Origin of the sequence: Paenibacillus methanolicus (assembly GCF_008124765.1) — a bacterium.
GTDB classification, from domain to species: Bacteria; Bacillota; Bacilli; order Paenibacillales; family Paenibacillaceae; genus Paenibacillus_Z; species Paenibacillus_Z methanolicus.
The window spans coordinates 56,436-71,353 of record NZ_VNHS01000015.1 but is presented as its reverse complement, the minus strand read 5'-3'; the positions used below and the strand labels follow the sequence as shown (position 1 = coordinate 71,353).

The 14,918-nt window shown below is 59.2% G+C and carries 11 protein-coding genes; 5 read left to right on the top strand and 6 right to left on the bottom strand.

From position 1 onward, the window contains the following. Positions 1-32 precede the first annotated feature (32 nt). The 5 genes from BCM02_RS31430 to BCM02_RS31410 form a co-directional block, all read right to left on the bottom strand. Complete coding sequence (locus BCM02_RS31430; protein WP_148933085.1) at positions 33-4,133, bottom strand: efflux RND transporter periplasmic adaptor subunit; 4,101 nt, start codon at positions 4,131-4,133, stop codon at positions 33-35. A gap of 239 nt (positions 4,134-4,372) precedes the next feature. Then, on the bottom strand, positions 4,373-6,415 hold the full coding sequence (locus tag BCM02_RS31425) for a bifunctional diguanylate cyclase/phosphodiesterase (protein WP_246183640.1): 2,043 nt from the start codon (positions 6,413-6,415) through the stop codon (positions 4,373-4,375). Positions 6,416-6,737: 322 nt separating this feature from the next. Continuing rightward, entirely contained in the window at positions 6,738-7,169 is a 432-nt protein-coding gene (locus BCM02_RS31420) for a universal stress protein (protein WP_148933084.1), read from the bottom strand. A 358-nt stretch (positions 7,170-7,527) separates the two neighbouring features. Continuing rightward, entirely contained in the window at positions 7,528-8,202 is a 675-nt protein-coding gene (locus BCM02_RS31415; protein WP_148933083.1) for a PspA/IM30 family protein, read from the bottom strand. After that, positions 8,202-8,726, bottom strand: a complete 525-nt coding sequence (locus BCM02_RS31410; RefSeq protein ID WP_148933082.1) for a hypothetical protein — start codon at positions 8,724-8,726, stop codon at positions 8,202-8,204. Before BCM02_RS31410 ends, BCM02_RS31415 begins: the two co-directional genes overlap by 1 nt. Before the next feature lie 166 nt (positions 8,727-8,892). Between BCM02_RS31410 and BCM02_RS31405 the strand changes: the two genes are divergently transcribed. Then, positions 8,893-9,567 carry a response regulator transcription factor gene (locus BCM02_RS31405; RefSeq protein WP_148933081.1) on the top strand — a complete coding sequence of 225 codons (675 nt, stop codon included), beginning with the start codon at positions 8,893-8,895 and terminating at the stop codon, positions 9,565-9,567. Then, a complete protein-coding gene (locus BCM02_RS31400; RefSeq protein ID WP_148933080.1) occupies positions 9,560-10,963 on the top strand; it encodes a sensor histidine kinase in 1,404 nt (467 codons plus the stop codon). The genes BCM02_RS31405 and BCM02_RS31400 overlap by 8 nt, the downstream gene beginning before the upstream one ends. Positions 10,964-11,055: 92 nt before the next feature. On the opposite strand, the gene BCM02_RS31395 is transcribed toward BCM02_RS31400, so the two are convergent. Beyond that, the gene (locus tag BCM02_RS31395) at positions 11,056-11,382 is read right to left on the bottom strand and encodes an antibiotic biosynthesis monooxygenase (RefSeq protein WP_148933079.1); all 327 of its coding nucleotides are present in this window, start codon (positions 11,380-11,382) and stop codon (positions 11,056-11,058) included. 351 nt (positions 11,383-11,733) lie between these two features. Here BCM02_RS31395 and BCM02_RS31390 point away from each other — a divergent pair, with 351 nt between their 5' ends. The 3 genes from BCM02_RS31390 to BCM02_RS31380 are packed head-to-tail and all read left to right on the top strand — an operon-like array spanning position 11,734 to position 14,860. Beyond that, the gene (locus tag BCM02_RS31390; protein WP_246183639.1) at positions 11,734-12,228 is read left to right on the top strand and encodes a DUF4358 domain-containing protein; all 495 of its coding nucleotides are present in this window, start codon (positions 11,734-11,736) and stop codon (positions 12,226-12,228) included. Between the two features lie 6 nt (positions 12,229-12,234). Beyond that, positions 12,235-13,617, top strand: coding sequence for an MBOAT family O-acyltransferase (locus BCM02_RS31385; RefSeq protein WP_148933078.1), 1,383 nt, complete (start codon positions 12,235-12,237; stop codon positions 13,615-13,617). Positions 13,618-13,636: 19 nt separating this feature from the next. Beyond that, positions 13,637-14,860: a DHHW family protein gene (locus tag BCM02_RS31380; protein WP_148933077.1), complete on the top strand. Its 1,224-nt coding sequence runs from the start codon at positions 13,637-13,639 to the stop codon at positions 14,858-14,860. The last annotated feature ends 58 nt before the right edge of the window (positions 14,861-14,918 follow it).

Below are 14,918 nucleotides of genomic sequence, written 5' to 3'. Positions count from 1 at the left end.
GAATGACAACGTCATTCCGGCCGTTTTGCATGCTAGACTGGTGGCAGAGGCAAGTATAGATAATAACCGTCGCTGAGCCAGTTACCCAAGACGCTGTCGATCGATCTAGGCTTGAATTTCACCTTTAGCGAGAGAAAACCGTTGTTCTCGGTGCCAAGTTCATCCCAGTTGCTGACGATGGCGACTAATTCATTATCTGCAAGCCCGTGTTCGATCGACATCACTTCCAAAGCTCCAACCTGTTCGTTGCCATCCATTACAAGGATTTCCTCGATGATGGCCGGATCGAATGACTCTGCTTGCAGCAGCCGTAACGAGAGATCGGCTTCAAAGCTCAATGTAATGCGACCTTCCACAACAGGGGAAATCATCATGTCGAGCGGATCCGCTTCTAGTAGGAGCTCGGGATCCCCGGACGGGGCTTCGATCAGCTTGGCGGTAACGCTATGGACGAAATATACGCCTGGATCTTCTCCGGCTCCTTCTTCCAAAGGCACAAGCCCGATGGTGAGAATCTCCTCACCCTCTCCAGGCACCCATTCGAAATCAAACTCCCTGTCTTCCACGGCATCGATAAACGCCTCTTCGACCTGACTACTGGCATATTCCGTGAGCCTTTCGCTAAATCTAATCTTGAGCGGGGCATCAACCGTCAGATATGCCGGACTATAATCCGCTTCTTCGTCATGATAAGCGCTCTCCACAACGTAAGGATGGAAGTCCAAGTAATAAACAAACTTAACCGATTGCGACCACGCGACAACCACGTTCTCTTCCGTTAACAAATCCGTGTCTTCTAACGTGGAGGGCTCATAGCTATCTTCTTCGTAAATATTAAAGTCTTCCACGCTCTGCAAATACATGCGTAGATCCCCTGCTGTCAGCCCGATCGGCAGATGAATGGTCCCCTCATCGTCGATCTCAACCGAATCCGGCGCGTCCTCTGCCAGATACAACGGCGGTTCGACATAGAAGATCGAGATTGGGCGAGAGGCTGCCGATACGTTGCCCGATTCATCTACCGCGAACAAGATGTAATTGCCGGCACTAAGGTCCATCGCTTCAAATGTCACGTCTGACTCCGAAGTCTCCCGCCTTAACCCTCTCTCATCGGAGATGATGGCTTCCAGCTCGTGTACGCTGACTTCCGAAGCTACATCGTCGTTAGCCGGCACGATATAGATCATGCCGGATTCGTTGCTTTGCGCATAAATGCTTCCGGTTTGCCATGGGATTTCCTCGGCAGGTCCACCTTCGCCATCCTCACTCGTCGTAACGTCAAGCGTAGGCGCTTCAACATCCGGCACATAGAACTCATCAATAAAAATCGTTTTTGATGGCGCCGACACTTTCAACGCCTCGTCCACGGCGTAGAAGACGAATTCGCCATCTCCTAAATCCGCGGCTTCGAACACGACGTCCGCTTTCACAAACGGACGGCTGTATCCGATCTCATCCGAGACCACGGCATTCAAAGCCTCCAGCGTCATTTCCGAAGACGCTTCCCCGGCAGGGATCGCGAAGATCGTGCCGGCTTCCGTACTTCTCGCCCAAATGCGGCCGCCATCCAGCGGAATCGTGTTACCGTATTCGCTCGTCCGCACCTCGACTACCGGAGCTAACTGATCTTCAACACGAATCGTATCCGAAGGCGCCGACAGTTTGCCCGCTTTATCGACCGCGTACAGCACATAGCCGCCTTCTCCCAATTCGCTTGCGTGGAAGAGAACATGCCCCGCGACGTACGCTCGTTTCAGTCCTTTTTCAAGCGTAATCAATTGATCCAGATCCGAAGCGGTAACGCTCTCCGGCAACTCGCTCTCAAGTACCGCATAGATCGTGCCCGCCTCCGAGCTGCTAGCCCAAATGCGGCCCTCTTCCAGCGAAATCGTTTCCGCCAACTCGCCAGATTCGACCGTCTTAACGTCGTCCAACGTCGGCGCCGCCGAATCGAATACGCTTATTGTGCCCTCCGGCCACGATAAGTTACCGGCCTCGTCGACAGCTACCACGCCAAAAAGGTTAATCCCTAACCAAGCCGCCTGGAACGTCACATTCGATCCCGCATAGGTCTGCTTATAAGCCTCTCCCCGCCCGACAAGCTCCTCCAACTGATCTTCGGTTCTGATATACTCCACGAGCGCCCATGGAAACACGTAAATGATTGCATGCTCTTCGCTTCTCGCCACAATGCGCCCGCTCTCCAATGCAATCGTCTCCGCCGGCGGCTGCCCGATGACGTCGCCGGTCGATACCTTTAGCGCCGGCATCGTCAGGTCGATCCAGATCGTATGCTCCATCGCGACGCTTGCCGACACGAGTGTTTCGTCCTCGGCGTCTTGCGCGTATACCGTGACCTCCACCGTATCGTCCAGCGGATCCTCCTCGCCCAAGAAGTAGGACGTAACGTCCACGGATACCGTGACCGTCTGCTCCGCGCCTACATCGTTAAGGGCGTCGATATCGTCGCTGTTCAGCGCATGGATAACCGATTTATAATTCCTCTCGCCTCCGCGAAATTCAACCACTATGCGATCGCCGATCGCATAGTCGGGGTCTGCGTCCCGATTGCCTTGCAACACAACCTCCGCCATCACGGGCTCTTCTGACCAGCCTAATGCATCCCTGGCCGGTCGGTTCAACACGAATTGTCCTTCTTCGTTAATCGGTACTTCCCAGTTGAGCGCGACCGATACCGGAGCAGCGGGAGCCACGGGCAGTATCTCCACCTCTACCGTTCGGCTAGCCGACTTTTGCCCCGAGGCATCCGTGGCATAAATCTCGTAACTGCCTGCCTCGAGCAAAGAGGTGGCCAAACTGCAGCCATCTCCCACGCTACACGCAAACCCCAAATCCGTCGCCATCCCGCGCTGCGTCAAATAAACCTTCGCTTGCGGATCGTTCGCCGTTACCGCGATCGGCTCGCCTTGAACGACGCGCTCCGGCGCAGTCAGGATGAGCGGCGCAACGTCGATGCCGAACGCTTCCTCCGCCGTGCTGCCCACCGCCGCGCTGCTCTGCGAAGCATTCGCGCCATTGCGTACGAACGTGCTGTAGCCAATCGCGGCAAGGTCGGTTCCCTGCTCGTTCAAGAACGAGCGTATATCGATATCGAACGAAGCCGCTTCGCCCGTCTTCTTCATGCGGGCCACGTCCGACGCCTTCAACGTATAGTCATACTCGCTACCCTCGCTCGCTCCGACCGTCAACACAATCTCATCGCCCGGGCGATAATCATCGAATCCGCCGTCCGCGGCCGGCAGCACGACCCGCAGCGATGCGCCCGCGGCGCCTTCGTCCGTGCCGAGCTGCTGCCGGTCCGCTTCGCTGAAGACGCCGTCCGCGAGCAGCGAGCCCGGCGTAAGCCCGACCGACTGCGGCGCGCGCACCGTGCGATATTTGGCGCCGACCGGCTTGAAGGCCGCCAAGCTCGCCTCGATCCGGACGCGCGCCGCGTCGAGGACGCGCTGCGTCGAGGAAGCCGCCGCGGCAACCGCCAGCGCTTGCTCCCGCGATACGCTTAATTGATTGCGTTCGGCGTCCGTCCGTCCTTGCGTCGCCGCGAGCAGCGCGTCCGCCTGGGCGATCGCCGCCTGCAGCTGCGTCCGATCCGGCAAGCCCAGGTCCAGCAGCGACAATAGGAATCGCACGTCCGTGCCATCCAGTCCGCCATGACCGGCAATATTAGCATCGCCTTCTGCGGCCTTCAAGCGGTTCATATAAGCCATGGCATCTGCCAGCTCGAAGCCGCTGCCTTCGGGATCCAGCTCGTTCTTCAGCTTGAGCGCCCCGGATTCGGTGACGATCCGGTACGACGCGACGGCCGCGTTGCCGGAACCTGCCACGATCCCCGCGCCAAACACGGTATTCGCCGCCACCGAGACGTCGACGTAATCCCCGGTCGCCGTCTCTTCCAGCACCACGAATACTTCGCGTCCTTCCGCATACGCCTCGGCAACGCCGCCGGACTGTCCGTTCACGCCGAAATTGTCGTCCGTCAGCGCCAATGCATCGCCCGCCCCGGCAAGCATCCGGTCGAACGTCAGCGCGAGCGTTCGCTCATCCGCCATCCGTCCCGCGATCGCCGCCGGGGCGCCGGTTTCGCTTGTCGCGCTGGCACCGACTCGTCCCATATTGATAGGAACAACGCCCCATATTAATAGAAAAGCTAGTCCAAACCCCGCTATCCTGCGCAACGTAATCACCCTTTAGTATGAGTTTACCTAGCGCTAATTCTATCATATTCCAACTGTAGTCGATATGAAGGATTGGGAATTTCCCAAAGGTTTCCCGGGTGGATAGGGATACAAAAAAAGCCATCGGCCCCAAGAGTCGTCCTCTTGCGTCCAATAGCCCTTCCTGCCTACTTATTTTATTTCACGCGCATGAGCTGGCCGCTCACCTGATTGTCCATAAACCATTGTTCGATACTCTTCGTGTCCATCGGCTTGCCGTAGTAATAGCCCTGCATGATGCTGCACCCGCGCGAGAGCAGAAACTCGATCTGCTCCTGCGTCTCGACGCCCTCGGCGACGACTTGCAGCTTCAAGTGGCCCGCGATCGCGATAATCGTGCTAATAATCGCCTGCTTCGATTCCATGGCGCTCTGGCGAACGAACGACTGGTCGATCTTCAAGACGTCGATCGGGAGCTCGTCCAGACTGCCTAGCGAGGAGTATCCCGTCCCGAAGTCGTCCATGGATACATGGACGCCCAGCGCGCGCAGCTGCTGCAGCTGCTCCACGGTATCCGCCACTTCCTGCATCGCGATCGACTCGGTAATCTCCAGCTCGAGCAGCGACGGATCCAGATTCGAAGATTCCAGCGCATCATGCACCATCTGCGCCAGCGCGCCGCCTTCGAACACGCGAATCGACATGTTCACCGATATCCGAACGTTCGCCATCCGGCGCTTCTGCCAATTCCGATTCTGCGCGCATACGTCGCGAAGCATCCAACGCGTCATCGGCACGATCAGCCCGGTTTCTTCGGCGATGGGAATAAACTCCGCCGGCGACACGAGTCCGAGCTCCGGATGCCGCCAACGCATGAGCGCCTCCAGCCCGATAAGCCGATTCTCCTTGGCGTCCCATTTCGGCTGATAGCAGACGAACAATTCCTCGTTGGCAAGCGCCTTGCGCAAATCCCGCTCCAGCTCCATCCGACGCACGTACTGGCGGTCGATTTCCTCGTCGAACAACCGGTATTGGTTGCGCCCCAGCTCCTTTGCCTGATAGAGGGCCATATCCGCGGTCTTGAGCAGCGCCGTCCGGTCGGTGCCGTGATCGGGCGCCAAGCTGATGCCCACGCTGATCGTCAAATGGATTTCGCTGCCCGCGACATCCATCGGCTTGCGCAGCACGCGGACGATATTCCCCGCCAGCTCCAAGGCGTCGTCCTTCGAACCTTTGGCCGAGGCCACGAGGAATTCGTCCCCGCCCAGCCGGAACACGGTCTGGTCGCCCGTCACCGTCAATTTCAGCCGCTCCGCCGTTTCCTTAATGACAATGTCGCCGGCATCGTGCCCGAGCGTATCGTTGACGTTCTTGAAGCGGTCCAAATCGAGAAAAAGCAGAAAGCCCGTTTCTTTACCCGTAAAGGAAGTTTCGAAATAGTGCAGCAGGCGGTGGCGGTTGAGCAGGCCGGTCAGCGCGTCGTAGTACGCCATGCGCTCCAGCACCGTGCGGTCGAAAAACATGAAGCCTGCCGAGATCGCCAAAATGAGGAAGGTCGCCATAACGACCGTTATCAGCATCAAAAACTGAGGGGGAGAATCGCCGACGGCATGATGGACCGCCAAGGCGTCAGCGCTCATCTGGAAATTCGTCGCCATCATGCCCGTATAGTGCATGCCGCACACGGCATGTCCCATGACGACGGAACAGATCAGCTTCCAATAAGAAAAGCCTTGCACGCGGCTCAATTTGCTGAACAAAAAGAGCGCCGCATAGGAAGCGCCGACCGCAATGCCGACCGACAGCGCCACCATCGACGCGTTGTACGTCACGATGACGGGTTCTTCAATAGCCGCCATGCCGGTGTAATGCATTCCCACGATGCCCGCGCCCATATATAAGCCGGCGAAAATGCGCCGCCAGTAGCTTATATTCGTGAGCGACGTGACGCGAAATGCGATGAACGAGGCGCCAATGGAGAAGATCATGGAGGCGGCGGTCGTCCATACATTGTATTGCACGTTGACGCCGAGGTGAAAAGCCATCATGCCGACGAAATGCATCGACCAAACGCCGGCGCCCATAATGAACGAGCCGATGGCCAGCCATATCGTCCGGCTTCTGCCCGATACTCGGGAGATTTTACCTGCCAAATCAAAAGCAGAGTAGGATGCAGCCATCGCAATGAAGAAGGACAGCGCAATGATCCAGTTGTTATATTCCCCCTGCATGTGATGCATGACCTTATCCGCTCCAGTCGCCTAAATCCTGATGTTAGCTCTATTATAGTGGATAATGATTTTAAAGAGAATGCTCAGTATTCCCCAATTCGACAAAATGAGGCAAAAAGTTAGACCAAATTCGACATTAATCGCGTAAGCGCATTCATATCCGATTCGTTCGAAGACATGCAAAAAAACCTTGTGCGCCCGTCCGAAGACGAGGGCGCCAAGGCTTACCGTATTAACCGCGTCGAACCCCAGGACCTCCGCAGCGCGTACCGCTCCGAACGCGCGGTCGTTAGCTCCACGGAGGCAGTCAAACCTCGAAGTCCGTACGCGCTTACTTAATCACGAGCACGGGCACCGACGCATGCTGCACCACGTTGTGGCTGACGCTGCCCATCATGAACTCCCGCAGGCCGCCGAGACCCCGGCTGCCGATGACGATGAGCGCGGCGCCGTGCTTATCGGCATACTGCAGCAGACTGTCGGCCGGGCTGCCCTGCATCAGCTCAAGCTTGGCATGGAGCAGATGCGCCGTCCGTTTGCCGGCTTCGGCCAGCAGCGCTTCGGCCCGGTCGTACATCTCCTTCTGCAGCTCGGCCGGCGCGTAGATCGTCGCTTCGGGCACGACCATATAGGGCACGTTGTACACATGAACGACGCTCAGCCGCTCCGCCAGTCCGTTCTCGGCCAGCTTGATGGCGTATTCCAACGCCCGCCAAGCTTGGACCGATCCGTCGAATGCCGTCACCACATGGGAAAATAACATGGGAGAACCCTCCTTCTGCCTTTTACCTTAGGAGGGTTATTACCCGTTATGCCGGACCGCAACGCAAAAAACACGGCATTCCCGGAGCCAATCTCGGTTGGAATGCCGTGCATGCGGCGCCGCGAGGAAGATCTCGTCGCGCCAGTCTGAACGCTTATCCGCGCGTCAGCCGCCGGAGACCGTTGCGGCCGAATCGGGTTGTTGGCCGTTGCAAACGGGACTCCTGCTCGCGTCGTCCCCTGCTGCGGTATTGTCCCCCGCAAAGATAGCGACGGCGCGGCGATCTTGCCCGACCGGCTGCAGCGCAGCCGGGCCCGAGCGACCATGACGCATCCAAGCTTCCTGACTCGAATCCCCGTTAACCTTGCGCGCTTTCCTTGCGCTGCTGCTTCATCGCGTCGAGCTCCAGCTTCACATTGTCCTCGAAGCCGTCCAGACGGGCGGCAGCCGCGGAACCCCACTGCCCTTGCGCCTGTTTGCGCGCCGTGGCGGACGCTTCCAGCTGCCACACTTTCTCCTCCATGCGGGCGAAGCCGCGCGCCGCTTGGTTCGGATCGAACGCGTTCAGCGTGCTGCTGGCACGCTCCATCGCTTGCGCCGCCTGCATCCGGGAGATCAGGTAATGCTTCTTCGCCTGCAGGGCGTCGTACGTATGTTTCATCTGCTCGATCTGCTCGCGCAGCTGAGCCGTCTGTTCCTGCAGCGATTGGTATTGGCTGCGGTAATGCGCAAGCCGCTCCTGGTGGATGAGCTTCTCGCGGATCGCGATCGTCGCGATCGCGTCCTCCTCGCGGTCGACGGCCAGCTCCGCCTGACGGCTGCGCTTGGCCAGCAGCGCTTCGGTCTGCTCAATGAGCGCGGCATGCTTCCGCTCGGCCAGCAGCTGCAGCGACAGCGCCTGCACAGCGCGATCCAGCTGCTCCTCCAGCTCGCGAATGTACTGCTTCACCATGTTGATCGGATCTTCCGCCTTATCCAGAAAGCCGTGCACGTCGGACTGCACGATCGTTTTCACTCTTTTGAAGATACCCATTAGTTGTTCGCCTCCTTATCGAGTTGCCGTTCCCATTGATCGAGTATGTGGACTTGATTGTGCGCCGGCGACGGCGCAAGCCATTCCGCCGAAGCCGTTAACTCAAGTGGATCGTTCGATGTCGTTCTTCTGCGCATGTAGACGTAAGCCGCGATCGCAAGCGCCGTGATGGCGATCGTCCAGAACGACAGCAGCGACCAGAGCGCTAACAACGCGATGAGGGCGCCGCCCCATTTCAACACGGACTTGCCTTTCGCCAGCAGCGCCGCGCCGATCAGCAGCACGCCGATCTTCAGCAGCAGGTGCGCGAAGGAGAAGCCTCCGCCTTGCCCGCCTCGAATTCCTTGCTCGATGCGAGAGCCCCCGCCCAAGAACGGGCTGCCGCCGCGGCCGAACCCGGCCTCGTGCCCGCCTCTTGGCCCGTGCATGCCGCCGTGCGTCCAACCGGAGCAGATGACCAGCACGACCACGACCAGCCCCGCGAGCAGCGGCCATTTCAGCATTTTCCATCCCGCGGATTTCATTCGTTCTCACCTCCTTGGCGTTTCGTACAACCCTAGGTTACAAGCGTTTGGTGAAAAAACGGTGAAACGAAACATTCATGCGGCGGTCAGGTTTCTTTCAGCTTGATTTCAGCTTGTCCTGTTATGGTAGTGCCACACGCATAGGCGGAAAGCGAGGCGTTCGATAATGAACCTACTATTAGCGGAAGACGATATTCGTCTGGGCGAATTGATCGTGCATATGATGGGCGTCAAGACCGGCGGCCGGATCGACTGGGTCATGACCGGCGAAGAGGCGTACGATTACGCGACGGCCGCGGCGTACGACGTGGTGCTGCTCGACTGGATGATGCCGGAGGGCGACGGGGCGACGGTGTGCCGAAGACTGCGCCAGGCTGGGTATGCCGGCGCGATTCTCATGCTGACCGCCCGGGACACGGTGCAGGATCGGGTCGCGGGCCTCGATGCGGGGGCCGACGATTACCTCGTGAAGCCGTTCGAGATCGACGAGCTGCTGGCGAGGGTTCGCGCGTTGACCCGCCGCAATTTCGCGCCGTTAGTGGAAGATACGGTGCAGCTCGGACCGATGCGGCTGAACCGGAGCAGCCATGAGGTGCAGCTGGGCGAGCAGCGGATACTGCTCACGCCGAGAGAATTCCAAATCGTGGACCTGCTGGCCGTCAACCGGGGACGGGTGCTCACCCGCGAGCTCATTCTCGACCGCATCTGGGGCTACGATTCCGACGTCAGCCTGAAGGTCATCGACGCGACCGTCAAGCTCGCGCGCAAGAAGCTGGAGCTGGCCGGGCAGAAAGGGCTCATCCAGAGCGTCCGCGGCGTCGGGTACCGCATCCATGCGTAAGCGGATCGGCTGGCGCAAGAAGGAACATGCCGGGGATATCATCCGCCGGGCAAGATGGCGGCTCACCGCGCAGTACAGCCTGCTGCTGCTCCTGCTGCTCGGCTTGTTCGCGGGGGCGGCGTATTCGCTGCTGGAGGCGTCGGCGCGCAGCGAGCAGGAGAGCCAAATCCAGGCGCTGTTGGAAGACGAATTCCGGCTCATTGACGAGCACGGCGGCAATACGAGGGGCAAAGGCTTCATGGCGGAGAAAGACGACTATTTCGCGGTCGGCGGCGATCAGGCGTTCTATTATTGGATCGACGCCCAAGGCAGCCTCTTGTTCGGGGATGAGAATCAAAACGGACTTCGCGAGCAAGCGCTCCAGTCGTTCCGGCAGTGGACCGCCGGCGAGGACGAATCCCGCGTCGTCGAGCTCCGGGCGGAGAGCCGGATCCGCCGGGATCGGGACGCCTATCAGGAGGGTGGCGAGCGCACGCCCTACCTCGTCGCCAGCCGGACGATGACCGCGGGCGGACGGGAAGTCGGGACGTTATTCGTCGGCATCGACATCTCCTCGCAGGAGCGCATGCTGCGCAGCGCGGCGTTCGTGCTGGGCGGCCTGACGCTCGTCTTCTCGATCGCGGCCGTGTACGTCAGCCACTTGATGTCCAGACGGGCGATGGCGCCGATCGAGCGGTCGCTTGCGCGCCAGCGCGAATTCGTCGCCGATGCTTCGCATGAGCTGCGAACGCCGCTCAGCGTGCTGCTCGCGTCGATCGAAGCGCTCGGCATAAGCGCTCCGCCTTCGGCGGATAAGAAAGAAGAGGCGCGATTCGCCGAGCGGACGCTCGGGCATATGAAGGAGGAAGTGAAGGGCATGACGCGCTTGGTCGGCGACCTGCTGTACTTGGCCCGAAACGATTCGGGCGCGGCGCAGCTGCGGCTGGAACGGTTCGACCTGCGAGTCGCCGCGGAGCGGACGGTGCAAGGCATGACGCCGTTGTTCGAAGCCAAATCGATGACGCTCGCCTTCCATGCGCCGGAGCCTCTGCCGGTCTACGGGGACGAGCAGCGGCTATCCCAACTGCTGGTCATTCTGCTCGACAACGCGCTGAAATATTCCCCGTCCGCAAGCCCCGTCCAAGTGACGATCGCCGAAGAGCGGTCGCGCCAGCAGCGCGCCGTCATCCTCTCCGTCGCCGACCAAGGCGTCGGCATTCGGGCCGAGGATCAGGCGAGAATTTTCGAGCGGTTCTACCGCGAAGACAAAGCCCGCACCCGCCAGCACGGCGGCCACGGGCTGGGGCTTGCCATCGCCAAACAGATTACGGATGCGTGCGGCGGCACGATCCGCGTCAAGAGCGCGCCGGGGGAAGGGAGCACGTTCACGGTCCGCATCCCGGCCGAATTCCGATGACAGACCGCAAAAAGAACCTCCGTCCTCACCGCAAAAGCGAGTTCGGGGGTTCTTCTCTTTCCTGTATGAAGCAATTTGGCCCAACTGGCCGGTTACACGTTCGCCGTGCCGCCGCGTACCGTCTTCACCTCGTACATGCTGACGGTGGTGCTGATGACGAATTCCGGCTTCGGCTGACCCGCGCTCTGGCGGTGGCCCTGGATATGCACGTCGCTCTTCTCCCAGTTCTTCCACGCTTCCTCGGACTCCCAGCGGATCATGACGAGCACTTCCTCCTGGTCCTTGGCGCGCTTGTTCACCATGACGGTCCGGTCGATGAAGCCCGGCATGCCCTCGATCGGGCTCTCCTTGCTGAACCGTTCGACCACCTGCTCGGCATTGCCTTTCTCGATCATAATCTGTCTCGTTTGAATTAACATGCGCGCACCTCCGCGAATAATATGAATGCTGCAAAATCAGCCACGCTGACGGTCGTTTGATCTTGTTGAATGGCTGGTCGACAGCTTATGAAACAATAAACGCATACATTTGTATACGCTCAATTCTAAATGATACTGATTATCAGTGTCAATAACCCCGCTGCCTGCGTCCCCGTTCTCCCTACCCCAGACTATGCATAGCGCACCTCTTCAGAATGCGAATCGCCCGCCATACATACTGCCCTCGAAGCTAGGGGATACTTGGAAAACTATTGCCCTGCAACATTATCCAGCCCGCTCCCGTCAAACATACCTGACAACACAACCAAACCCACATTGGAGATGAGAAACATGATGAAAAAAAGCTATTTCGCACTTGTACTCGTTGTATTGGCCACCCTGCTGTTAACCGCTTGTTCGAATAACGACGGCGAGGAAGCGGCAGCCGACCCCGGCATGACGACCGTCGAGATGGCCGACAAGCTGGCGAAACAAGGCGAACAGCCCCCGCTCGTCGATCTGACCGAGAACGAGATTCAGAACCTCTACCACCTGGACCCGGCGCTCCTGGAAGAATTCACAATCCGCGTCCCCCTCATGAACGTGAAGACGAACGAGATTGCGGTGGTCAAGGTGAAGGACGAGAAGGACGTGCAGACCGTCATGGACGCGATCAAACAACGTGCGGCCGACGTGCAAAAGTCGTTCGAAACCTATCTACCCGACCAGTACGAGAACGCTAAAAACTATAAGTTGGTCGCGAAAGGCCAATACGTCGGCTTCTTCATCGCCGACGATTCGCAGCAGCCGCAGGACACGTTCGAATCGTTCTTCGCCAAGAAGTAACGCCGCATGGTCTTCAGCAGCCTGCTGTTCCTGTTCGCCTTCCTGCCCGCCGTGCTAGTGCTGTATTATGGCGCGCCAAGGCAGGCCAAGAATGCGATTCTGCTCGCCGCAAGCCTTCTCTTCTACGCGTGGGGCGAGCCGGTCTACATCGTCCTGATGCTGTTCTCGACCGTCATGGACTACTTGTTCGGCCTCGCGCTCGACCGGGAACGCACGCCCGATTACCGGCGCAAAGCCATCGTAGCCGGCTCGATCATCGTGAACTTGTGCTTGCTCGGCTTTTTCAAATACGCGGATTTCCTCATCAATAACGCGAACGCGCTGCTCGCCACGGACATCCCGAAGACGGATTTGCCGCTGCCGATCGGCATCTCGTTCTACACCTTCCAGTCGATGTCCTACATCATCGACATCTACCGGCGCACCGCCCCAGCCCAGCGCAACTGGCTGGACTTCGCGACGTTCGTCGCGCTGTTCCCGCAGCTCGTCGCCGGTCCGATCATCCATTACGGCACCGTATCGGAACAGATCCGGCACCGTACCATAGATGCGTCCATGTTCGCGGAGGGCGTGCGCCGCTTCATTATCGGCTTGGCCAAAAAGGTGCTGCTCGCCAATAATATCGGGCTGCTCTGGGCGACGGTATCGGCCAGCCATGCCGACACGCTGCCCGCCGCGACGGCATGGCTGGGCATCGTCGCGTTCGCGTTTCAAATCTACTTTGACTTCAGCGGCTATTCGGATATGGCGATCGGCCTGGGGCTAATGTTCGGCTTCCGGTTCAACGAAAATTTCAACCTGCCGTACATGGCGCAAAGCATCACGGACTTCTGGCGGCGGTGGCATATTTCGCTTAGCACGTGGTTCCGGGACTACGTCTACATCCCGCTCGGCGGCAACCGGCGCGGACCGCGGATCCAATCGCGCAATATTATGACCGTCTGGCTGCTAACCGGTATATGGCATGGGGCAAGCTGGAATTTCCTGCTGTGGGGGCTGTATTTCGGCCTGATTCTCATGGCCGAGAAATGGTTCCTGCTCGCGCTGCTGTCCCGCTCCCCGCGCTGGATGCGGCATGCGTATGCGCTCCTGCTCATTTTGATCGGCTGGGTGCTGTTCGCTTTCGACGAGCTGAGCGGCGTCACCGGTTACCTAAGCGCGATGTTCGGCGCGAACGGAGCCCCGCCGTGGAACGACGAGACGCTGTATCTGCTGTATACGAACGCGGTGCTGCTCGCCCTCCTCGCGGCGGCTTCCATGCCGGCCCGCATCCGGCTGCGGCATCAAGCGGCGGCGGTGCAGCTATTCGGCTATGGCGCGTTGTGGCTCATGTCGATCGCCTATTTGGTCGATGCCACGTTCAATCCGTTCCTATACTTCCGTTTCTAGCGGCAAAGGAGGCGTATCGATGACATCCGAAAGTTCGGATAAGCAAGCGGGAAGGACGGCGAACACGGGTCTCGCCGCGGAAACACGCTCTGCCGCCCGACCGTCCCCGCGCGCGGACCGGCTCCTCGTCGCGGGTTTTCTGGCGGCGCTGGCCGTCATGCCCGCCCTCTACCTGATCCTGCCCGGCCGGACATTCTCGGAGACGGAGAACCGGCCGCTGCAGGCTTGGCCAGAGCTGTCGTGGAGCAAAGTGAAGGATAAGACGTTCGCGGATGAGGCCGAGGAATACGTAACCGATCATTTTCCGCTTCGGGACCGGTGGGTGTGGGCCAAATCGTCGCTGGAGCAGCTGCGGCTGCAGCTGGAGAACAACGGCATTTACAAAGGAAAAGACGGCTACCTGTTCGAGAAATTCGCGGAGCCGGACTGGACCAAGCTGGACGCGCAGCTCGCGGCGGTGCAGGCATTCGCTCGGCGGCATCTTGAATCGCGGCTTACCTTCCTGCTCGCCCCGACCTCGATCGGCGTCTACCCGGATCGCCTGCCTTGGAAAGCAGTCAGCTATCCGCAGACGGAAGTGAACCGATACATCGGCGATCAGCTCAGGGACAGCCTGGCATTCGTGGACGGGTTTGATGTTCTCGCGCCGGCCGCGGAGAAGCCAATCTACTACCGGACTGACCACCACTGGACGACCTACAGCGCCTATCTGGCTTACCGGGCTTCCAGCGAGCGGATGGGCTGGACGCCTCGGCCCGAGACGGGTTTCGACGTTCGCGACGTATCCGCCTCGTTCCTCGGCAGCTTTCATACGCGTGGGCAGTTCAGCGGCATTACCCCCGATACCATCCAAGCGTATGTGCCCAAGCATCCCGTAAGCGTCGAAGTCACGGTTGCCGATACCGGAGATACGTCGGGAAGCTTATATGCGCCCGCTTATTTGAAGAAGAAAGATCAGTATTCGTATTTTCTCGGCGGCGTCCATGCGCTCATGACGATCAAGAGCGATCTGGCGAAACAGGAACGAAAGCTGGACAAACTGCTCGTCATCAAAGATTCGTATGCGCATAGTGTCATTCCGTTCCTGGCGCAGGACGTCGCGGAGCTGCATGTAGTGGATATGCGCTATTATAACGGCAGCGTCGATGGGTATATGAAGGAGCACAGCATTACGAACGTCCTGATGCTCTATAATACCGCAACGTTCACGGGCGCGGCCGATCTGTTAAAGTTGGCGCGTTAAGCGCCGCGGTCGAGCACCGAGGAGGCAGCCGCCTTCACAGCGGCCGGCCTCGCATAAA

Coding starts and splice junctions, on each gene's coding strand:
- BCM02_RS31430 (WP_148933085.1), bottom strand. CDS start 4,133: ATGGGACGAGTCGGTGCCAGCGCGACAAGCGAAACCGGCGCCCCGGCG.
- BCM02_RS31425 (WP_246183640.1), bottom strand. CDS start 6,415: ATGCATCACATGCAGGGGGAATATAACAACTGGATCATTGCGCTGTCC.
- BCM02_RS31420 (WP_148933084.1), bottom strand. CDS start 7,169: ATGTTATTTTCCCATGTGGTGACGGCATTCGACGGATCGGTCCAAGCT.
- BCM02_RS31415 (WP_148933083.1), bottom strand. CDS start 8,202: ATGGGTATCTTCAAAAGAGTGAAAACGATCGTGCAGTCCGACGTGCAC.
- BCM02_RS31410 (WP_148933082.1), bottom strand. CDS start 8,726: ATGAAATCCGCGGGATGGAAAATGCTGAAATGGCCGCTGCTCGCGGGG.
- BCM02_RS31405 (WP_148933081.1), top strand. CDS start 8,893: ATGAACCTACTATTAGCGGAAGACGATATTCGTCTGGGCGAATTGATC.
- BCM02_RS31400 (WP_148933080.1), top strand. CDS start 9,560: ATGCGTAAGCGGATCGGCTGGCGCAAGAAGGAACATGCCGGGGATATC.
- BCM02_RS31395 (WP_148933079.1), bottom strand. CDS start 11,382: ATGTTAATTCAAACGAGACAGATTATGATCGAGAAAGGCAATGCCGAG.
- BCM02_RS31390 (WP_246183639.1), top strand. CDS start 11,734: ATGATGAAAAAAAGCTATTTCGCACTTGTACTCGTTGTATTGGCCACC.
- BCM02_RS31385 (WP_148933078.1), top strand. CDS start 12,235: ATGGTCTTCAGCAGCCTGCTGTTCCTGTTCGCCTTCCTGCCCGCCGTG.
- BCM02_RS31380 (WP_148933077.1), top strand. CDS start 13,637: ATGACATCCGAAAGTTCGGATAAGCAAGCGGGAAGGACGGCGAACACG.